This is a genomic window from Bacillus cereus group sp. BfR-BA-01441, assembly GCF_022663075.1.
Taxonomy (GTDB): domain Bacteria; phylum Bacillota; class Bacilli; order Bacillales; family Bacillaceae_G; genus Bacillus_A; species Bacillus_A cereus.
Map to the genome: position 1 here is coordinate 16,998 of NZ_JAKUEU010000050.1, position 19,890 is coordinate 36,887.

Sequence of the window (19,890 nt, forward strand, 5' to 3'; positions counted from 1 at the left end):
GGGAACACTTTTTTATTTATTGCATTGTAATTTTCTCCACACAATTTTCATAAATAGTACGGTGTGATTTTGAGAAAGGTAATTGCTCAAATACCTCTTTTGATACAAATTTTAATGTATCTGTATCAACAATATTACCGGTTACTTTTCCGTAAAATACAAATATATCCCAAGTACGATGTGTAAACGTATGTTGTACATTCATTGCGTATTCATCAATAGAAACCTCGAGCTCAAATTTTTCTTTCATATAATCTATAAGCTGTTCCTTCTGATTTCGAATACTTTCTTCAAGTTCCACATTCGGAAACTCCCACATGTTAGCTAACAAACCTGTACTTGGACGTTTATTAATAACGTAACGACCGTCTTCAGTTTGAAGTACACCTGCAACAATAGGTACCATTTTAGGAGCTTTCGCTTTACTTTTTACTGGTAATTCTTTTTGAACACCTTCAGCATACCCTCTGCAATGTTCACGTACAGGACAAAGTAAGCATGCTGGATTTTTCGGAATACAAATTAGTGCACCTAATTCCATCAAACCTTGATTAAAATAAGATGGATTTTCAATCGAAATAATTTCACGCACAATCTCTTCAAAAACTTTTCGAGTCTTTGGTTTTGCAATATCATCCCATACTGATAAAATACGAGATAATACACGCATAACATTTCCATCAACTGCCGGCTCTGGTATACCATATGCGATACTTAAAATAGCACCTTTTGTATATGGTCCGACTCCTTTTAACTTTTCAATTTTCTTTACATCACTTGGTACAACTCCGCCATATACTTCTTTTACCTCTTTTACTGCCGCATGTAAATTACGTGCTCTAGAATAATATCCTAAACCTTCCCATGCTTTTAATACTTCTTCATCATCTGCGTTCGCTAACGCTTCAAGTGTAGGAAACTTCCCCATAAAATTTGCGTAATATGGTTTTACAGCTTCTACTCTTGTTTGCTGTAACATAATTTCAGAAACCCAAACGCGGTATGGATCTTTATTCTTTCTCCATGGTAAGTCGCGCTGTTCTTCTTCAAACCAACCAATTAAATCATTTTGAAACTGCTCTATATTAAAATTGTTTAGTATTTCAAGTGTCAAACTTGATCCCCCTCATTTTTTTGCATATAAGTACTATTATAAAGATTTTAGGAAAAAATTTAAGTAAGATGATACAGGAAATAGAAGGCAAAGGACTTGAGGTATCGAATAAAAAGAGTTACATTAATAAAAAACGGAGGTGGATTTCTATGGACACAGCCACTCACCTTGTTATGGGTATCACTTTAGGTAGCTTAGCAACATTAGATCCAGCCATAGCACAAAGTGATATTGGCCCCCAAGCTGTTATGCTTGCTACAATTGCTGGTTCCAACATTCCTGACATTGACACAGTTCTAAAATTGCGTAATAACGCTAAATATATAAGAAATCATCGTGGGATTACTCATTCTATTCCCGCGGTAATTCTTTGGTCATTCCTTATAAGTGGCATCTCTTTCGCCTTCTTTTCAGAAGCTCCATATCTTCATCTACTACTTTGGTCATTTATTGCCGTCTTTCTTCACGTCTTTGTAGATATTTTCAACGCCTATGGTACACAAGCATTACGACCTTTCACAAAAAAATGGGTCGCACTTGGCATAATTAATACATTCGATACCGTAATTTTCTTTATCCATATACTTGCAATTGCTTGCATGCTCGTCGGTTCTCATAAGGGATATACAGCTTTAGCGGCATATATATTAATGATTGTTTACTATATCGGACGGATTATGATGCACAGAAATATAAGAAGCGTTGTACACAAACGTTTCAAAAATGTCGAAAAGATTATCATTTCTCCTTCTTACCGATTTTATCATTACCATTTAGCAGTCGTTACGGCTGATTATTACTACGTTGCGAGATGGCACCGTGGTAACATCATGATATATGACAAGTTCGATCGGGTACCGTTCCCAGACAATAATATTATGCGAGCAGCTAAACAAGATGAAAACATCTCAGCCTTCCTATCTTTCTCTCCTGTATATCGCTGGGATATTTTTGATCATGACCATTATTATGAAGTACGATTCATTGATTTACGATATCGAAGTAAAGATTATTATCCATTTGTTGCAATCGTTCAGCTCGACCACAATTTAAATATTATTAGTTCCTATACAGGATGGATCTTTAGTGAAGAAAAGCTTCGAAAAAAACTGGAATTACTTCCACATTAAAAAAAGCGACTTAAGTCGCTTTTTTTAATGTTTCAAATGATCTTCTTGATTAATTAAATGACTATACTTCGGATTATTTGTCCGCATTTCATGAAGGCGTACACCATGATTATTAATCCATGATCGTACCACTTGTTCCGTCATTTCATCGCCTTGATAACGACCTGATTTTGCATAAGTTGTTTGAAAATCTTCCCATAGTAACTCAACCCACGCACGAGCTTGTGCGTAAGAAAGCTTGTCATTCTTGTCTAATAATTCTTTCGTTAATGTTTCATAAATATCATTCATATTATAATCTCCTTTTACCTATTTATCCCTTCATTTCTAAAGGATAGTTTCTTCAATTTTGCACATTCTATAATTGATACTTCTTAAAAAGGTATCAACCGATAATGAGGAGGGCGTTCGCAATGGGTAAACAAGCCGAATTTTGGTCTGAGTCAAAAAACAACAGCAAAATCGACGGTCAACCGAAAGCGAAATCACGCTTCGCTTCGAAACGACCTAACGGCACAATTAACACGCACCCACAAGAACGTATGCGTGCTGCAAATCAGCAGGAAGAGTAGTACAAATTAAATTAACTTCCTACACGAGGTGATAAAGATGAGCTACCGTGATCGCTTAGATAGTCGTTCTGAATTATTTAACCATACGTGGACTCGTCCAAAACATGCGAAAGCGCAAGTTAACGGACAGACGCAACAAACCCAGTCTCTCATTATATTGGCAAATGAATGTAAAAAACGCCAATTTTAGAATCTCCTATCTCCTTTAACGCCTACCAAAGATGAAAACCAGAGAGATATGTGCTCTCTGGTTTTTATTTTTCTTGCAATAAGGAAATTGGTATGCCAATCTCTTCATTATCATTTTGCTTATATCCCCAAGCAAATACCCCATTGAAATACGTAATTTTAAATAATACACCAGGTTCTTCTACTAATTCATATGTTTCACCAATATGGAACTTGTTTATATCCGTCATATAAGCACGAGCCATTGCCATTTTTCTCATTAATACATCAAATTCATTGACAATCCCAAGCTGCTCAGCTTTTACTGCTTGCTCCTTCAAAGCGCCAATTTCTTCCCTTAGCTCATGCGGTGTCATTTCACTGTAGCGTTTTGGCATATTCATCTTATTCTCCTCATTCCTCTTCGCGTTTCATTTGCAAAAATATCTCGATTTCATCAATAGAGAATCCTTTTCGATATAACGCTTGTTTCATCTTGTTTTCAAATGTCCATCCATCATGCTTCTTATATTTCTCATAATATTTATTCCCATGATAGTGTAACGCTTCTTGTTGCTTTTCGTCATCTTTTTCGTCTTTCAATTCTTCCAAACAAATTTGAATTACTTCTCTAGAATATCCTTTTCGAACAAGCATCTCATCTAACTTTAGTTTCATTTGTAAAAAAGAATGTTTTTGATAAGATTTTTTCTTCTTCTCTATGAGAAACAAGGCATTCTCAATTTGCTTTTCCTTCGGATATTCTTGTAAACTATGTGTAATAATTAAATCCTGAACACCTTTATTTAATAACTCTCTTTTAATAACAGTTGGACCTTTTCGATTCACATTACTTTGCGTTCGCGTATATAAAACAGCATACTCTTTATCATTAATATATCGGTCATGTAATAATTTCGAAACGACTTCAGAGATGATGGCCTGTCCCACTTCTTTTTTTCGTAAAAAATCTTCTATTTCTTGTTTTGTTCTCATTTGATAGGATAAATAGGAGATTGCTTGTAAATATGCTTTTTGTACTTCTTCATTGTACAAAATATTCCCTAACTCGATTTCATCAATTTCTAAGCCCTTTTGTAATCCATGTTTTATTAAGATTACTTGATCCACACTAAATCCGTACTCTTCGCCTTGACCTTTATCAATATAAATATTAAATCGTTCTTTCGATCGTTTTTGTACTTCTATTTTTGTAATGACAGCCATACTCTCACCTCTCTATTATTTTAACATAGTCGAGGAACATTTTTTCTTTTCAAGAATATATATAATGAGGAGGAAATACTTGTGAAAATCGCAATTTCTGGTGGTACAGGCTTTATCGGTAAATCCCTTTCTACTTTTTTTATTCAAAAAGGATATACTGTTTACATTCTCACACGAAAAAAAACTACTGAAACTTCCGACCCTAACCTTCAGTATGTTCAATGGACACCAGATTTACAAACCTTCCCCCTCTCTTCTATTGATGTAGTTATTAATCTAGCCGGAGAGTCTATTAATAGTAGATGGACAAAGCAACAAAAGAAAGCCATTTTAAACAGTAGAATTCAAACAACAAAAGGACTCATTAAACAATTGCAGGGACTCCATACAAAGCCACACACATTTATTAACGCAAGTGCTATTGGATACTACGGAACATCTGAAATAGAGTCTTTTACAGAACAGCATGAGACTCCTGGAAATGACTTTTTAGCAAATACAGTATATTCATGGGAACAAGAAGCATCTAAAGCACGTTCTCTCGGAATACGAACAATCTACGCAAGATTTGGAGTCGTATTAGGTGCAAATGGAGGAGCTCTTCCAAAAATGCTACTTCCCTATCAATTCTATATCGGCGGCACCATTGGTTCTGGGAAGCAATGGTTATCATGGATTCATATAGACGACGTCGTTCGTATGATGGATTTCATCATACACAAAAAAGAAATTGATGGCCCTCTTAATATGACAGCACCAACACCCATAAGAATGAAGGAATTTGGAGAAAACATTGCAACTATAATGAACAAGCCTCATTGGTTGCCTGTACCTTCATTTATCATTCAAACTTTATTAGGTGAAATGAGCATACTTGTACTAGAAGGGCAACGTGTATTACCCATTAAGGCAATTGAACATGGATACCAATACACATTTCCGGCAATAGACCATGCATTACAAAATATACTTTCGCATACAATGTAGTACTTCTAAAACACAATTTTACATGGGCTCTTTCAAAACTTTCATTTTCTAGGATCCGAAGCATTACCATACAAATAACCTTTCAGTTACTTTCCCTTAACTTCCATTAGCATTATAAAGTAACAGAAATGAGGTACCTATGAAAATATTGCTCAAACAAGCCATTGTATACCCTATTACATCTCAAAAGTTTCAAGGCGATGTACTCGTTACAGGAGAGCGAATTACCGAGGTCAAACCTTTTATTCAACCTACTCAAGATATGACCGTTATAGATGCACGAGCACTCCATCTCTTACCTGGCTTTATTGATGTCCATACTCACCTTGGTCTCTATGATGAAGGCACTGGTTGGGCTGGAAATGATGCCAATGAAACATCTGAAGTTTCAACACCACATATTCGTTCTTTAGATGGAATCCACCCTTTGGATATCGCCTTTCAAGACGCTGTACAAAACGGAATTACAACCGTTCACGTTATGCCTGGCAGTCAAAATATTATCGGGGGGACTACTTGTGTAATAAAAACAGCTGGAACTTGTATTGATCATATGATTATTCAAGAACCTGCTGGTTTAAAGATTGCCTTTGGAGAAAATCCTAAAAAAGTCCATAGTAATGGAACAAAAGAATCCATTACACGTATGGGGATTATGGGGTTACTTCGGGAATCATTCTATGAAGCACAACACTACGGGCACGAAGCTGATTTTCGAATGCTTCCTATTTTAAAAGCATTACGTCGTGAAATACCCGTACGTATCCACGCTCACCGAGCAGATGATATTAGTTCTGCGCTACGCTTTGCAACGGAATTCAACCTCGATCTACGTATTGAACATTGTACAGAAGGACACTTTCTTGTTGAAGAGCTTTCGAAACATAATTTGAAGGTTTCAGTTGGTCCCACTCTGACACGTCGTTCTAAAATCGAACTAAAAAACAAGACATGGGATACTTACCATATATTATCTAAAAATGGTGTGGAAGTTTCTATAACAACAGATCATCCTTATACACCCATTCAATATTTAAATATTTGTGCCGCTGTCGCAGTAAGAGAAGGATTAGACGAGAAAACAGCACTAGAAGGAATCACCATATTCCCAGCGCGAAATTTGCGTTTAGAGGATAGAATTGGAAGCATCGAGGTTGGAAAAGACGCCGATCTCGTGTTATGGACTCATCATCCTTTCCATTATTTAGCCAAGCCTGTACTAACTATGATTGATGGAAAAATAATTTACAAAAAAAATAAAAAAAACTAGTTTATTTTTTTGACTAGATAAAGTATTATACGATTATAAACTGAATGAAACCATAATCAATTTGTGTCGTGATTATCATTTTCAAATTGATGAATGGGGAAGGCAAATGGTGCGCCACCAGCGTTAGAAACTGGTTCTAGTGGGTTCGATTCCCACCCCGAAATTTTTTAAAGATTGATATAAAAATTTCGAGGGTGGGGTGTTTTTTCGTCATGCTACCCTCGTGTGAGGAGGAGTTAGTATGTTGAAAAAACGCGACTTACACGACAGCCACGTTCTATACGAGTTAATGGTGGATCCAGCTGTCTTCCCTTTTGTGCGTCAAAAGGCTTATTCTTATGAAGAATATTTATTCTTAACAAAACAAACGATTGAAGCTGAAGAGCGTGGTGAATTAATTTCACGCACAATTTTAGATGAATGGGGTAACCCTATCGGAACAATTACTTTATTTGATGTGCAAGAAAAAGCTGGATTTCTCGGGACATGGCTTGGCAAACCATATCATGGAAAAGGCTATAATAAATTGGCAAAAGATTCATTTTTTAGTGAACTTTTCTATGAATTAGATATTGAAACAATTTTCATGCGTATTCGTAAAATAAATATTCGTTCTATTAAAGCTGCAGAAAAACTGCAATATGTGAATCTAGCAAACGAAACAAGAAAAGCCGTATATGATGAAATTAACGCAAACGAAGAAGTATATAACTTATATGAAATTCCAAAAGATCAATACACACTTGCTACAATGCGAGATACAACCTTCCAAGATGCTCATCAATTAAAAGAAGCATAATCTAAATTTTCTGAAATGATAATCAATCATTAACATTTTCCATATGCGTATATCCCCTCATGTCTTTGGAAACGATAAATAGTAACTTTAAGACACGAGGTGATTTGTAATGGATAAAAAGAAACGTGATAAAGCAAAAAACACATTATCTAGTACACAAGAAGTTCTCTATCAACGCGAATTTCAAAAAGCAGATCGTGCAGCAGGATATCGCTCGAAAAGCATTTAAAGTGAAAATGAATAATTAGAAGTTTCCCCCCTAATTATTCATTTTCATTACATAATTTTCTCGATTGATAGAAGTAAGCAAAAAAGCCCCTTATACATAAGGGGCTTTTTTTGCTGTGGACAACTTTATCCACAAAACCAACAGAATTGTTAGTAATTTTCAAAAACATTTAATATTTTTCTATATTAAAGCATATATCAGCTGTTTTAATTGTGGATATTTTTCTAAAAATTGTGGACAATGTGGATATAGTTGTTAATATTCCGACTTTACTGTTTAATGAAAGCGCAATCCTTTTGTGGATAACTGGCTGAATTTTCTTTGAAAATAATAAAGAACCCTCTTTACATATACAAAGAGGGTTTCATATTAAGTAAAAGATTGTGCAAGAGCAGGTGATTTAATAGGTATATGACGCGGTTCTGCATGATTTTCTGCCAAAATTGCATCTACAATATGACCAGCTGGCTCTGGAAGATAGATGCTTTTCATTGCTTCTTTCATTTGAAGAAGCTTCACATCATCTTGTAATAATGCCTCTGTTTTTGCAAAAACCTCACTATCATCGCGAATGACAACTGCTGCTCCCTTTCTTTCAAAGTACATCGCATTTTCATTTTCTTGTCCTGGAACAGGCTTATATAAAATGACAGGTACTTGCAACGCTGCTGCTTCACTTAATGTTATTCCGCCTGGCTTCGTAATCATACAAGAAGTAACACGGAATAATTCATCAATATTTTCAACATACCCAAACACTTTTAATGCATCGGAATTTTGCTTCTGTAAACTTAATAAATCCTGTTTTAAAGCTTCATTTTTCCCACAAACGACAACTACTTGTAAATTAGGCACTGACATAAATGATTGGCATAGTTCTTTTACATTTCCTAATACCCCATGAGCACCTGCTACAATTAGTAAAATCTTTTTATTCTTACATAACTGATATTTAGTATATATGATTTCTGGATTTACCTTTAACTCAAAACTACTCCGAATTGGAATTCCTGTTTCAACAATTTGTTCCGCAGGTACACCGATATCAACCATCAATTCTTTCACATGATCCGTTGCAACAAAATAACGATCTACTTCTCGATGAATCCATATTTTGTGCACGCAAAAATCCGTTAATACGTTATAGACAGGAATTGAAATACCTGTTTGTTTCTTCAATTCTGGTACAGCGATAATTGGAAATGTATTAATTACAATATCTGGTTTCTCCACCTGTAATAGTGTTTTCAAACGTTTTCTTCCAAAGTTCGCATACCAAGATGCTATTTTCTTATCATAAATTTTTTCTACCCCGTAATAAAACAAACGATATAATTCTTTTCCTATTGTATAACTTTTTAAATATAGATATTTTGTAATGTCAGTTATAAATGGATGTGATTCTCCAAACAAGTCGCATACAATAACATCTTCAATTCCTTTTTGGCGAAATGTTTGTTCTAATGTTTTTGCTACTTGCACATGACCATTACCGTAATGTGCAGTTAATATTAAAACCTTGGGGTTTTTTATCAAACAAATCCACTCCTAGCTTTTTGTTTCTCCATATTGCATATACGACAATAGGAAAAACATTTTCCTTAAAAATTACATAAACAGATTCTAATAATTCCCTTTCAGCTATGTACCTGTCGTGGATATGCAAAGCATATAAGATTGACCCCTTAATCCTATCTGTGCTCATATCTTTACATTATACTTTCCTATAAGAGCTTTCGCAATAACTTACAAATGTTCTCTATTCCATGATACTCACTCTTTTACTTCTTAATTCTTTTTACTATTTTGATTTCCCTTTACAATTATGTAAATTTCTCCATTTATTCCGTACAAAATTATGGATATTCTACTTTCAGTATACTCTTTTATCAATATATACTCTAGATTTTATTGTAAAGAAAGCAAAAAGCCTAATCCAATATTTGGATTAGACCGCTTGTAAAATATATTTAGCATGTTCTACATTTTTCTCAGTAGGTGGTTCTACATTTGCGAGTGGATACTTGTGTCCAAGCGCCTCCCATTTATATACACCAAGCTTATGATATGGTAACACTTCAACTTTTTGAACATTAGACAGACTTTGAATAAAGCTAGATAGTTTTTGTAGATCCTCTTCATTATCCGTAACACCAGGAACTAATACGTGTCGTACCCAAATCGGTTTATTCTTATCCGATAAATAACGAGCAAATTGTAAAATATGTTCATTTGGTTTCCCTGTTAATTTACGATGCTTTTTGGAATCGATATGTTTCAGATCCAATAAAACTAAATCTGTATAATCCATTAAAATATCTAGCTTATTTTGGAATTCTGGTTCCTCAGAATAACAACCACCAGAAGAGTCGATTGTTGTATGGATACCAGCCGCTTTACACTTTTTAAACAACTCAATTAAAAAGTCTAGCTGTAATAATGGCTCTCCACCGCTAACTGTTATACCGCCTCCGGAAGCTTCAATAAATGGAAGGTAACATGTCACATCCTGCATCACTTCTTCAACTGTTATTTCTTTACCTTTACCGATTTCCCACGTATCAGCATTATGACAATATTGACAACGTAATAAACACCCTTGTGTAAATATGACATAACGAATCCCCGGGCCATCAACAGTACCACAAGACTCTACAGAATGTATTCTTCCTTTTACCATGTTACTTCCTCCTTTATTGAAACAGCCTCCCTTCGCTATATATTAAGAGCGAAGGGAAACCTTTTTTCATTTACATGCTTTCATGCATTGTACGGTTAATTACATCAATTTGTTGTTCACGAGTTAATTTAATAAAGTTTACAGCATAACCAGATACACGAATTGTTAATTGTGGATACTTCTCAGGATGTTCCATTGCATCCATTAATGTTTCACGGTTAAATACGTTAATATTTAAGTGGTGCCCTTCTTTTACTGCATAGCCATCAAGCATTGATACTAAGTTACGTACTTGTACATCATCTTCTTTACCAAGTGCTTTCGGAATAATAGAGAATGTATTAGAAATACCATCTTGTGCATCTTCATATGGTAATTTAGCCACAGATAATAATGAAGCTAATGCACCTTTTGTATCGCGTCCATGCATTGGGTTCGCACCTGGTGCAAATGGTTCTCCAGTACGGCGGCCATCTGGAGTATTACCAGTTTTCTTACCGTAAACAACGTTAGATGTGATTGTTAAGATTGACATTGTATGAACAGAGTTTCTGTATGTTTTATGTTTACGAAGTTTATTCATAAATGTTTTTACAAGATTTACAGCAATCTCATCTACACGATCATCATTGTTACCGTATTTAGGGAAATCTCCTTCAATCTCGAAGTCAACTGCAATACCATTTTCATCACGAATTGGTTTTACTTTTGCGTACTTAATTGCACTTAATGAATCTGCTACTACAGATAGACCAGCGATACCTGTTGCCATTGTACGAAGAACGTTTGTATCATGAAGTGCCATTTCAATACGTTCATAGCTATATTTATCATGCATGTAATGGATAACATTTAATGTGTTTAAATATAGACCCGCTAACCATTCCATTGTCATATCAAACTTATGCATAACTTCTTCATAATTTAATACTTCAGAAGTAATTGGTGCGTACTCAGGACCAACTTGTGCTTTTGACTTTTCATCTTTACCACCGTTAATCGCATATAATAATGCTTTCGCTAAGTTTGCACGAGCTCCGAAGAACTGCATTTGTTTACCGATTCTCATTGCAGATACGCAACATGCAATACCGTAATCATCGCCGTATTCAGGACGCATAATGTCATCATTTTCATATTGAATTGCTGATGTTTTAATAGACATTTTCGCACAGTAGTTTTTAAAGTTCTCTGGTAATTGTTTAGACCAAAGAACAGTTAAGTTTGGTTCTGGAGCTGGTCCTAAATTATCTAATGTATGCAAGAAACGGAATGAGTTCTTTGTTACTAATGGACGACCATCTAATGCCATACCACCGATAGATTCAGTTACCCAAGTTGGGTCACCAGAGAATAATTCATTATAATCAGGTGTTCTTGCGAATTTCACAAGACGTAATTTCATAATGAAGTGATCTACAATTTCTTGTACTTCTTCTTCTGTTAAAGTACCATTTGCTAAATCTCTTTCAATGTAAATATCTAAGAATGTAGAAGTACGTCCAAGACTCATTGCAGCTCCGTTTTGCTCTTTAATCGCTGCAAGGTATGCGAAGTATAACCATTGGAATGCTTCTTGTGCATTTGTTGCTGGCTTAGAAATATCGAAGCCATGAGAAGCAGCCATTTCTTTTAACTCTTGAAGTGCACGCATTTGCTCAGATAACTCTTCGCGTAAACGCATTGTATCTTCGCTCATTACACCACCAGTTAAATTCAAATCAGCTTTTTTCGCTTCAATTAAATGATCAATACCATATAACGCTACTCGGCGATAGTCACCGATAATACGTCCACGTCCGTATGCATCTGGAAGACCAGTAATAACACCTGATTTACGTGCATTTCTCATTTCTGGTGTGTATGCATCAAATACACCTTGGTTATGAGTTTTTCTCCACTCTCTAAAAATACGACTAAGTTCTTTATCCATTTCGTATCCATAAGATTCACAAGCTTGTTCTGCCATACGAATACCACCATATGGTTGTAAAGAACGTTTAAATGGTTTATCAGTTTGGAAACCGACTACTTTTTCAATATCTTTATTTAAGTATCCTGGGTCATGTGATGTAATAGAAGAAACAATTTTTGTATCCATATCAAGAACGCCACCGTTTTCACGTTCTTTCGTTGTTAAATCCATTACTTGATCCCAAAGTTGTTTCGTTGCTTCAGTTGCTTCTGCTAAGAAAGATTCGTCCCCTTCGAAAACGTTTACATTATTTAAAATGAAATCGCGAACATCAATCTCTGCTTTCCATTTTTCACCTTTAAAGTTTTCCCATGCGTTTTTAACATTTTCTAATACTTGAGTCATCCTAATCTCCTCCATTTTTGATTAGTACAGGACTAAGATTTTTTATATAACAGCTTACACACTTAGAATACTACTTTTTTACGAAAGTGAACGAAATAGTTGTGACATGTTTGTGAAATGTTGAGCAAACTACTATATATATAGTGTTAACTTCATTTAAAAGTCTTTAAAATTAACCCTTTCCTTAATTGTATTTTTTTGGTATCCTTATATACGAGTCCTATTTTGTAATATAAGAACAATACCCATTGTAGAGCTGTAATACTCTTATCTCCTAATCTGTTATAGTTTTTATAACAGAACAAAAAAGTGTACACATGTTGTACACTTTTTTTGTTACTTCTATAAAACATCTCTTTTTCTATTGCCATCATAGAATCCGCCACGATTGTCTGTTAATGCAATTATTTGATCTAGTCCTTCTATATGATCACCTATAATTCGAAGTACAGCTGGTGGATGACCTATTTTAGCAAAATGTTCACTGGGACGAATACGGTTCATCTTATCAACCTCAACACGATATACACATGCAATTTCAAATCCAGACAGAAGAGCCTTCACTTGTGCTACACAAGGTGACAATAAAGATTTATACCCAATTGCTTTCAAACACTTTTGGCTAAATGCATTAGGTACCGCAATAAGTGAGCCTACCCCTAAATCCTTTCTATCACAAGCTAAATTTAGTGCATACTTAAATGCAGTTACAAGATGAAGTGGTACTCTTAAATCTAAATAGTGATTTAAATCATTTAATGCGACGTCCTTTCCATCTGCAATAGCTTTCGCAAAAGGATATAGCTCACTCGCTGGAATAACAAAATCGCCATCTATAAATAACACAATTTCTCCTTTTGCAAAATACGTTCCAAGTGAGCGCCCCACATCATTTCCGAGTGCTTCTTTATATACAATTGTCGTTGCCCCTTTGTCTTTTGCAATTTTTTTCGTTTTATCTGACGAACCATTTACGACAACGATAATTTCGAAGGGTTCAATTTTGCGAAGCTCTTCTATAACGTTTCCAATTGTTTTCTCTTCATCTTGTACGGGAATAACAACCGATAGTTGCTTTCCTTTATAGAAATCAGATGTAACACCCCACCCTTGATAAAACTCTTCAAAACTTAAAGTATGATAGACACTATCCCTTTTCCTATTTCCATCATAATATCCTCCGCGCTCATCACTGCTTAATATCCGTTCTGCTACTGCTTCTATATGATCACCTATCATTCTTTTTTCAGATTGGGAAAGATTTGTCCCATATGCAGCATGCTGGAATGGACGAAATTTATTCGGCGTAATAACGTCAATAGCACAATGACGACTAATTCTCCATTTACTTTGAACTAGGCGTAAATGAGCCACAATAGGATTAACAAAACATTCATATCCGATGCTTTGAACGACTTCTTTCGTCAGCGCATGAGGTACATCTAATAAAGAATTCATTTTTAATTCTTCACGCTCTAACATTGCATTTAATATTTGGCGCCATACTGTAATAGAAGTGGTTTTTTGCCTTTTTAAAAATAATGCATCCAAATTATTTAAAACTACATCTGCCTGATCGTATAAAATCGGATTAAGGAATAATTTTAATTTTGAAGTTGGAATAGCAAAATCACCATCTATAAATAGTAATACATCACCTATCGCATGTTTTGCGCCGACTGCACGTCCAACATCGTTCCCTAGTAGCTCTGTATGCTTGATTACTTTACACCCTAAACGATCTGCAACATCTTCTGTTCCATCATTACAACCGTTTGCTACTACAATGATTTCTACTGGATTTAATGGTCTTACCGATTGAATAACGTCTGAAATCGTATCGACCTCATTACATGCAGGAATAATAACAGATAATGACTTAGCCATTGTTTTGTTCACGAAACCACTTAATTGTTTCCTTCAATCCGTTTTCCCACGTTACTTTCGCCTGAAATTGAACAAGCTCTTTTAATTTTGTTACATCTGGTCTTCTATTTGGAATTTCTTCAAAACCATGAGGATATACTTCTTCAAAAGGCACTTGGACAATCTTCGAAGAAGAATTCGTTAATTTTTTAATTACTTCTGCTACTTCTTTTATGCTCTTTTCATTCTCAGAACCTATATTAATAATCTCACCATTTACCTTCTCATCCATTGCCCGAATCGTTGCCTCTACCGCATCACTTACATACGTAAAACAACGTGTCTGCTTTCCATCTCCATATACGAGAATGTCTTCTCCTTGCAGTGCCGCGCGGATAAATCGCGGGATTACTCCTGCATATGGACCATCTTTCGCTCTTGGACCATAAATATTAAAGTATCGAACAATCGTTACTGGTAAACCTTCTAATGCGTACCCTAAACATAATGTCTCTTCCAACGTTTTACAAACTGCATAACTCCAACGAATTTTAGAAGTTGCCCCGTACAATCGATCTCCCTCTTCAGAGAAAGGCGGCTTGGCCTTACCATATACTTCTGAAGTAGAAGCAAAAACTACTTTCTTCTTTCCTTTTAACGCTGCTTGTAAAACATTTCTTGTCCCATCAAAATTCGTTTCTATGAGCTCTATACTTTTTTCCATTGTTGTTTTCACACCTAAAATTGCTGCTAAATGAAACACGACATCATGCTGATCTACTAATTCATAAATAGAATTTTTATCTAAAACACTTATTGGAATAACACGGATTTCTTTCATTAACTCTTTATGGTACTTATTTTTACCTTTATAAAAGTTATCCACAACATTGACCTCATAACCTCTTTTCATCAACTCTTCAGCTAAATGCGACCCGATAAATCCGGCCCCACCTGTAATTAAACATTTCTTACTCATTTACTCACCTTCTTTACAATCCCGCGTGTATCTATTACTCGATCCATTCCTTTAAAAAGCTTCCAATCAATATTAGAATGATCCGTTAAAATTAAAATACAATCCGCTTTTTTAACTTTTTCTTCATCTAAAGAAACAGATTGGTACACCTTATCTCCAATTTCCGCGAAAGAAATATAAGGATCATGATATTCTATCTCGTATCCTTGATTTCTTAATAATTGAATAATCGGTAACGCTGGTGATTCTCTCAAATCATTTACATCTTTTTTATACGCAATCCCTACAATTAACACCGTTGCAGGTAATTGCACCACACTTTTTACTTTCCGGACCATTTTCTCTGGCATTTCTTCATTAATTATATGTGCAGCCTCAATTAATTGACTAATTGCCCCATTCTTTTTTATTCTCCATTGAAAATATAAAGGGTCTACGGGAATACAGTGTCCCCCTATCCCTGGCCCTGGCCAATACGGAGTAAACCCAAATGGTTTTGTAGATGCCGCTTCAATGGCCTCATAAAAATCAATGCCTAAACTTTCACATAGTGTGTTTAGTTCATTTACTAAAGAAATGTTAACTAAGCGCTGAATATTTTCAAATAGCTTGCACATCTCTGCTACTTTCGGAGAGCTAACAGGTACAACTTCGTCAAAAATGGTACTATATAAATCCTGTACCTTTTGTTTACACTTTTCTGTTTGTCCACTAATAACTTTTGGAATAGCTTGAACTGAATATTGACTATTTGCTGGATCAATTCTCTCAGGGGAATATCCGATATAGAAATCTTCCCCTACCTTTTTACCATTTTGAGAAATAATAGGTAGGATGACTTCTTCAAGTGTGCCTGGATATGTGGAGCTTTCAAAAATGAAGGTTTGTCCTTTTTGAAGGTTTTGTTGTATATAATGCGAAGCTGAAATGAGGGCACTTAAGTCTGGTTCTCTTTGTTCATTAATTGGAGTCGGGACAGTGACAATAACATAATCACTATTTTGAAAATCAGCAATGCCTTGATCTGGTGTATTTACTGTTAATTTTTTTTTCGTCAATAAACTTTGTAACTCTTTAGAAGAAACATCCGGAATATAACTTTCTCCTTTTATAATTGAGTCTATTTTTCTAATATCTTTATCTAATCCAAGTACTGTATGCCCTCTTTCTGCAAAATGTACCGCTAAAGGAAGGCCAACATACCCTAGCCCAATAATAGCTACTTTACTACTATTCATTTGTATTCTCTTCTTCCCTTCTCAATTGTTGAATTACATCTCTATCTCTATCTCCATCTGTAAAACCACCACGTTCGTCCGTACATTGTAATAAATACGCAACCGCTTCAAGTTGATCACCGAAAATACGATCAAACGCTGAAATACGCCCATTTACAAATTCGTGTTGCTCTGGACGTACGCGATTTGTTTTTATAACATCTACTAACTCTACTGTTGTAATAGAGAATCCTTCTAAAATAGCTTTCACTTGTGCTAATGGCGGAATGATAAGGGAATCATATCCTATTTTCTCTATTACCTTCTTATGAATGGCATGTGGTACAGCAGTTAGTGAGTTATTCCATAAATCTGGTCGTTTCGCTATCAAATTCACAAAGTATTTTCCCATACTAATTGGATCTGCTGGATGAAACATATCTAATAAGCATTGTAAATCATTTAACACCACGTCATTTCCATCTTCAACAGCATGTAAAAATAGAGTGAGTTTTTTTGCTGGAATAACAAGATCACTATCAACGAATAAACAAATATCTGCCGTAGCATGCATGGCACCTATTGCTCGTGCTACATTATGTCCAAGCGCCTTCGTAAACTCAACAACAATAACATTCTCTAGCTTTGCCTGTTTAACAGTCTCAACATCTGCTCCATTCGCGACAACTATAATTTCATCTACACCTGCTTCTTTCACTTCTTTTATAACAGACCTTATGGTTATTTTCTCTTCTGATACTGGGATAATGGCACTATATTTCGCTTTATTCTTTTGTAATAAAACTGGTTTATACTTTCCTACAAACTCTCTATCTCTATTGTCCTCTGAAAAACCACCGCGTTTACCATATGTTTCGATTACGTATTGTAAAGCTCGCAAATGATCACCCATAATACGACTAGTCGCTTTCGGATAAGGAGAGCCAGACGATGTACCAGTATGCACAGGACGAACTTTATTTGTGTAGATGACATCAACTGAAGCCATATCAGAAATATCTACTCCTCTAGACATCGCCATCGCTTGAAATAATGCTGGATCTGCTAAATTCCACCACCCCAGTTTTTCAATCACTTTACGACTTATCGCATGTGGTATTGCAATTAAAGATCCTACAACAAACTCTTTCTTGTTCAAATAACGATTTAACATATATTTTCCAACCGTCGTATAATGCGGTCTCATCTTCAAGTAAACGGACCATGTTAAATTATTTAAAACAATCTCATGTCCTTGTCGTATTCCTTTAATAAAATTGTATAATTCTTCACTTTTCATGACGATATCACCATCTAAAAACAAAACAATCTCGCCTTTTGCTTCTCTAGCACCAATTGCCCGTCCCACATCATTACCAAGAGAATATCTATAATAAATCACACGGCAATTATGCTGTAATGCTATTTCCTTCGTCCCATCTGTCGATCCATTATCTACTATGATAACTTCATATGGTTCGAGCTTTCTTACCTCTACTAAAACTTTTGATAAAGTACTTGCTTCATTATGCACTGGAATAACAACTGACACTCTCATACTTGTATCACTCTTACCCTTCCAAGCGAACATAAGCAATAATAGGAATACGCACAACTACATCTTCTGGTGGTCCATAAGAAGGAGAAGTACGAACAATTACTGCCCCATCCGTCACAGATAAAAGAACGCCTACAATGATTTCTACAGCTGTCACAACTTGCACTAGTTCTCCAACATGGTTACGTAATTCATCAGTAAATAACATATATAACTCTCCTTTCTTAAGCTTCTTTAATTGATATAATACTTGTAAATGGTAATAAAACTTCAGTTCCTATTCCTTCTTGCAATGTTAAAAAGTCATCACCAACTGCTACAATAACACCTGTTAATTGTCCAACTGTCACCGTAATCTCTACGCTTTTACCTAAATACTGCTTTGCAATTTCTTTAAAAGGTGATGTATTGCATTCTTTTAAAATGTTACAAATAATAGATTGAAATCTACTTGATTCAATAACTTCTTCCGTAGCTTGCTTAGAGTTTCTTTGAATAAATCTCGCGAAGTTTTGTGAAAATAAAAGTCTTTCCACAGCAGGCAATAACTTATTATCTAAAAAATAATCTAATTGTCTATTAAACAATCTTGATAATTTATGCCAATATTTTCTGAACAGACACATACACTTCTCCTCCTATTATTTTTAGATTATAAAATTTTACATCCATACATCTTAATGTATACAAAATGGATATTTTTGTGATAGGTAAGACATACATTTTCTAAAAGAAATATTTGTTTCAGAGCATAAAAAAAACTATCCAAAAGGATAGTTTCTTACACTTCAATATTCCGCAATATCGAATAAATGTCATTATTCACTTTACCAAATGATTTAATATTATTTTGAATGTTAGATAATAAAACAACATATACACTACCATTTTTACTAAATCCGTTTAAGCAATTCCAACCTGGCATTACACCATGATTCGAATAGCTTCCTGGGTCTACGTACCATCCAAACCCGTAATCCTTTTTTCCACCCGTAAACATTTGATCGTAACTCTCTTTTGAAATTAATTTTCCAGAGTATAACGCCTCATTAAATAAATATAAATCATGTGCACTCGTATATATATCACCACAACCATAAAGTTGTGACATGCTTGGAATATTAGGCGTTGTCATATTATTATTTACTATTTTATAACCCGTTGATGGGAATCTTGTTTGTTCTAACGCTGTGCCAAAGCCAGAATGTTTCATACCCGCAGTAGCAAAAATATGTTGTTTAATATATTCTTCGAGTGACTGCCCACTTACCTTCTCTGCAATATAAGCAAGTATAGAGTAGTTCGAATCAGAATACTTCCACTTCTCTCCCGGACCACCAATACGCTTTTGATTTCCTATCCGCTTTATCAGTTCTTCATGAGAAATATCTTCTTTTCCCTGCTCATATTCGGGAATCCCTGATGTATGTGTTAATAGATGTTTTAGCTGAATATTATTACCTTGTGGAAAATCTGGAATATACTTCGCAACAGTATCTTCTACTTGTAATTTATTTTGATCTTTCAATTGCATAATAGCAGTTGCTACAAACGCCTTTGAAATAGAACCAATATAAAAAGTCGTCTCTGAATTATTCGGTACTTGCTGCTCTTTATTTGCCATACCGTACCCTTTATTCAGAAGAACTTTTCCGTTCTTCACAATAACAGCTGTCCCGCTAAATCCTGCGTTTTGTAAATACTGGTCCAATTGAGCGTTTTCATTAATTTCTTGAGGTGGTCCTTCAGCAGGTTTCTCCGCTGCTTGCGCTTG

General features: G+C 35.1%; 22 protein-coding genes. 7 read left to right on the forward strand and 15 right to left on the reverse strand.

Going from position 1 to position 19,890, the window contains the following annotated elements:
- Positions 1-16: 16 nt before the first annotated feature.
- The gene (mutY, locus tag MR107_RS19470; RefSeq protein ID WP_242292616.1) at positions 17-1,114 is read right to left on the reverse strand and encodes an A/G-specific adenine glycosylase; all 1,098 of its coding nucleotides are present in this window, start codon (positions 1,112-1,114) and stop codon (positions 17-19) included.
- Positions 1,115-1,263: 149 nt separating this feature from the next.
- On the opposite strand from mutY, the gene MR107_RS19475 reads away from it, so the two are divergent.
- A complete protein-coding gene (locus MR107_RS19475; RefSeq protein WP_000379112.1) occupies positions 1,264-2,244 on the forward strand; it encodes a metal-dependent hydrolase in 981 nt (326 codons plus the stop codon).
- 24 nt (positions 2,245-2,268) lie between these two features.
- On the opposite strand, the gene MR107_RS19480 is transcribed toward MR107_RS19475, so the two are convergent.
- Positions 2,269-2,535, reverse strand: a complete 267-nt coding sequence (locus MR107_RS19480; RefSeq protein WP_000998166.1) for a YfhJ family protein — start codon at positions 2,533-2,535, stop codon at positions 2,269-2,271.
- 122 nt (positions 2,536-2,657) lie between these two features.
- Here MR107_RS19480 and MR107_RS19485 point away from each other — a divergent pair, with 122 nt between their 5' ends.
- Both MR107_RS19485 and MR107_RS19490 read left to right on the forward strand, forming a co-directional pair.
- The gene (locus tag MR107_RS19485; RefSeq protein ID WP_000517891.1) at positions 2,658-2,816 is read left to right on the forward strand and encodes a small, acid-soluble spore protein K; all 159 of its coding nucleotides are present in this window, start codon (positions 2,658-2,660) and stop codon (positions 2,814-2,816) included.
- Between the two features lie 37 nt (positions 2,817-2,853).
- Entirely contained in the window at positions 2,854-3,006 is a 153-nt protein-coding gene (locus tag MR107_RS19490; protein WP_000122093.1) for a YpzG family protein, read from the forward strand.
- Positions 3,007-3,070: 64 nt separating this feature from the next.
- On the opposite strand, the gene MR107_RS19495 is transcribed toward MR107_RS19490, so the two are convergent.
- Both MR107_RS19495 and recX read right to left on the reverse strand, forming a co-directional pair.
- On the reverse strand, positions 3,071-3,388 hold the full coding sequence (locus MR107_RS19495; RefSeq protein ID WP_001057020.1) for a YfhH family protein: 318 nt from the start codon (positions 3,386-3,388) through the stop codon (positions 3,071-3,073).
- 10 nt (positions 3,389-3,398) lie between these two features.
- Positions 3,399-4,211 carry a recombination regulator RecX gene (gene recX, locus MR107_RS19500; RefSeq protein WP_000268502.1) on the reverse strand — a complete coding sequence of 271 codons (813 nt, stop codon included), beginning with the start codon at positions 4,209-4,211 and terminating at the stop codon, positions 3,399-3,401.
- 81 nt (positions 4,212-4,292) lie between these two features.
- Between recX and MR107_RS19505 the strand changes: the two genes are divergently transcribed.
- The 4 genes from MR107_RS19505 (at position 4,293) to MR107_RS19520 (ending at position 7,496) form a co-directional block, all read left to right on the forward strand.
- Entirely contained in the window at positions 4,293-5,198 is a 906-nt protein-coding gene (locus MR107_RS19505; protein WP_000684382.1) for a TIGR01777 family oxidoreductase, read from the forward strand.
- Between the two features lie 139 nt (positions 5,199-5,337).
- Positions 5,338-6,468, forward strand: coding sequence for an amidohydrolase (locus MR107_RS19510; RefSeq protein ID WP_000698319.1), 1,131 nt, complete (start codon positions 5,338-5,340; stop codon positions 6,466-6,468).
- Between the two features lie 241 nt (positions 6,469-6,709).
- Positions 6,710-7,267: a GNAT family N-acetyltransferase gene (locus tag MR107_RS19515; protein WP_000914737.1), complete on the forward strand. Its 558-nt coding sequence runs from the start codon at positions 6,710-6,712 to the stop codon at positions 7,265-7,267.
- A gap of 109 nt (positions 7,268-7,376) precedes the next feature.
- The gene (locus tag MR107_RS19520; protein ID WP_000358482.1) at positions 7,377-7,496 is read left to right on the forward strand and encodes a YfhE family protein; all 120 of its coding nucleotides are present in this window, start codon (positions 7,377-7,379) and stop codon (positions 7,494-7,496) included.
- A gap of 369 nt (positions 7,497-7,865) precedes the next feature.
- Here MR107_RS19520 and MR107_RS19525 read toward each other — a convergent pair whose 3' ends face one another.
- The 11 genes from MR107_RS19525 to MR107_RS19575 form a co-directional block, all read right to left on the reverse strand.
- The gene (locus MR107_RS19525; protein ID WP_000594691.1) at positions 7,866-9,032 is read right to left on the reverse strand and encodes a diglucosyl diacylglycerol synthase; all 1,167 of its coding nucleotides are present in this window, start codon (positions 9,030-9,032) and stop codon (positions 7,866-7,868) included.
- Positions 9,033-9,444: 412 nt separating this feature from the next.
- Positions 9,445-10,176, reverse strand: a complete 732-nt coding sequence (pflA, locus tag MR107_RS19530; RefSeq protein ID WP_000238458.1) for a pyruvate formate-lyase-activating protein — start codon at positions 10,174-10,176, stop codon at positions 9,445-9,447.
- A gap of 70 nt (positions 10,177-10,246) precedes the next feature.
- On the reverse strand, positions 10,247-12,496 hold the full coding sequence (gene pflB / locus MR107_RS19535; protein WP_000195471.1) for a formate C-acetyltransferase: 2,250 nt from the start codon (positions 12,494-12,496) through the stop codon (positions 10,247-10,249).
- A 152-nt stretch (positions 12,497-12,648) separates the two neighbouring features.
- The gene (locus tag MR107_RS19540; RefSeq protein ID WP_002094217.1) at positions 12,649-12,870 is read right to left on the reverse strand and encodes a hypothetical protein; all 222 of its coding nucleotides are present in this window, start codon (positions 12,868-12,870) and stop codon (positions 12,649-12,651) included.
- The gene (locus MR107_RS19545; protein WP_242292620.1) at positions 12,839-14,383 is read right to left on the reverse strand and encodes a glycosyltransferase family 2 protein; all 1,545 of its coding nucleotides are present in this window, start codon (positions 14,381-14,383) and stop codon (positions 12,839-12,841) included. The genes MR107_RS19540 and MR107_RS19545 overlap by 32 nt, the downstream gene beginning before the upstream one ends.
- Positions 14,376-15,341 (reverse strand): NAD-dependent epimerase/dehydratase family protein, encoded by a 966-nt coding sequence (locus MR107_RS19550; RefSeq protein WP_242292617.1) that lies wholly within the window; start codon positions 15,339-15,341, stop codon positions 14,376-14,378. The genes MR107_RS19545 and MR107_RS19550 overlap by 8 nt, the downstream gene beginning before the upstream one ends.
- Complete coding sequence (locus MR107_RS19555; RefSeq protein WP_242292618.1) at positions 15,338-16,579, reverse strand: nucleotide sugar dehydrogenase; 1,242 nt, start codon at positions 16,577-16,579, stop codon at positions 15,338-15,340. The genes MR107_RS19550 and MR107_RS19555 overlap by 4 nt, the downstream gene beginning before the upstream one ends.
- Positions 16,572-18,116, reverse strand: a complete 1,545-nt coding sequence (locus tag MR107_RS19560) for a glycosyltransferase family 2 protein (protein WP_242245529.1) — start codon at positions 18,114-18,116, stop codon at positions 16,572-16,574. Before MR107_RS19560 ends, MR107_RS19555 begins: the two co-directional genes overlap by 8 nt.
- Positions 18,117-18,129: 13 nt before the next feature.
- Positions 18,130-18,324: an LSm family protein gene (locus MR107_RS19565; RefSeq protein ID WP_000899470.1), complete on the reverse strand. Its 195-nt coding sequence runs from the start codon at positions 18,322-18,324 to the stop codon at positions 18,130-18,132.
- Between the two features lie 16 nt (positions 18,325-18,340).
- Positions 18,341-18,742: an LSm family protein gene (locus MR107_RS19570; RefSeq protein ID WP_000335532.1), complete on the reverse strand. Its 402-nt coding sequence runs from the start codon at positions 18,740-18,742 to the stop codon at positions 18,341-18,343.
- A 155-nt stretch (positions 18,743-18,897) separates the two neighbouring features.
- A partial coding sequence (locus MR107_RS19575; RefSeq protein WP_242292619.1) for a serine hydrolase domain-containing protein occupies positions 18,898-19,890 on the reverse strand: 993 nt, incomplete at its 5' end.

Coding starts and splice junctions, on each gene's coding strand:
- MR107_RS19475 (WP_000379112.1), top strand. CDS start 1,264: ATGGACACAGCCACTCACCTTGTTATGGGTATCACTTTAGGTAGCTTA.
- MR107_RS19480 (WP_000998166.1), bottom strand. CDS start 2,535: ATGAATGATATTTATGAAACATTAACGAAAGAATTATTAGACAAGAAT.
- MR107_RS19485 (WP_000517891.1), top strand. CDS start 2,658: ATGGGTAAACAAGCCGAATTTTGGTCTGAGTCAAAAAACAACAGCAAA.
- MR107_RS19490 (WP_000122093.1), top strand. CDS start 2,854: ATGAGCTACCGTGATCGCTTAGATAGTCGTTCTGAATTATTTAACCAT.
- MR107_RS19495 (WP_001057020.1), bottom strand. CDS start 3,388: ATGAATATGCCAAAACGCTACAGTGAAATGACACCGCATGAGCTAAGG.
- recX (WP_000268502.1), bottom strand. CDS start 4,211: ATGGCTGTCATTACAAAAATAGAAGTACAAAAACGATCGAAAGAACGA.
- MR107_RS19510 (WP_000698319.1), top strand. CDS start 5,338: ATGAAAATATTGCTCAAACAAGCCATTGTATACCCTATTACATCTCAA.
- MR107_RS19515 (WP_000914737.1), top strand. CDS start 6,710: ATGTTGAAAAAACGCGACTTACACGACAGCCACGTTCTATACGAGTTA.
- MR107_RS19520 (WP_000358482.1), top strand. CDS start 7,377: ATGGATAAAAAGAAACGTGATAAAGCAAAAAACACATTATCTAGTACA.
- pflA (WP_000238458.1), bottom strand. CDS start 10,176: ATGGTAAAAGGAAGAATACATTCTGTAGAGTCTTGTGGTACTGTTGAT.
- pflB (WP_000195471.1), bottom strand. CDS start 12,496: ATGACTCAAGTATTAGAAAATGTTAAAAACGCATGGGAAAACTTTAAA.
- MR107_RS19540 (WP_002094217.1), bottom strand. CDS start 12,870: ATGATGGCAATAGAAAAAGAGATGTTTTATAGAAGTAACAAAAAAAGT.
- MR107_RS19545 (WP_242292620.1), bottom strand. CDS start 14,383: ATGGCTAAGTCATTATCTGTTATTATTCCTGCATGTAATGAGGTCGAT.
- MR107_RS19550 (WP_242292617.1), bottom strand. CDS start 15,341: ATGAGTAAGAAATGTTTAATTACAGGTGGGGCCGGATTTATCGGGTCG.
- MR107_RS19555 (WP_242292618.1), bottom strand. CDS start 16,579: ATGAATAGTAGTAAAGTAGCTATTATTGGGCTAGGGTATGTTGGCCTT.
- MR107_RS19560 (WP_242245529.1), bottom strand. CDS start 18,116: ATGAGAGTGTCAGTTGTTATTCCAGTGCATAATGAAGCAAGTACTTTA.
- MR107_RS19565 (WP_000899470.1), bottom strand. CDS start 18,324: ATGTTATTTACTGATGAATTACGTAACCATGTTGGAGAACTAGTGCAA.
- MR107_RS19570 (WP_000335532.1), bottom strand. CDS start 18,742: ATGTGTCTGTTCAGAAAATATTGGCATAAATTATCAAGATTGTTTAAT.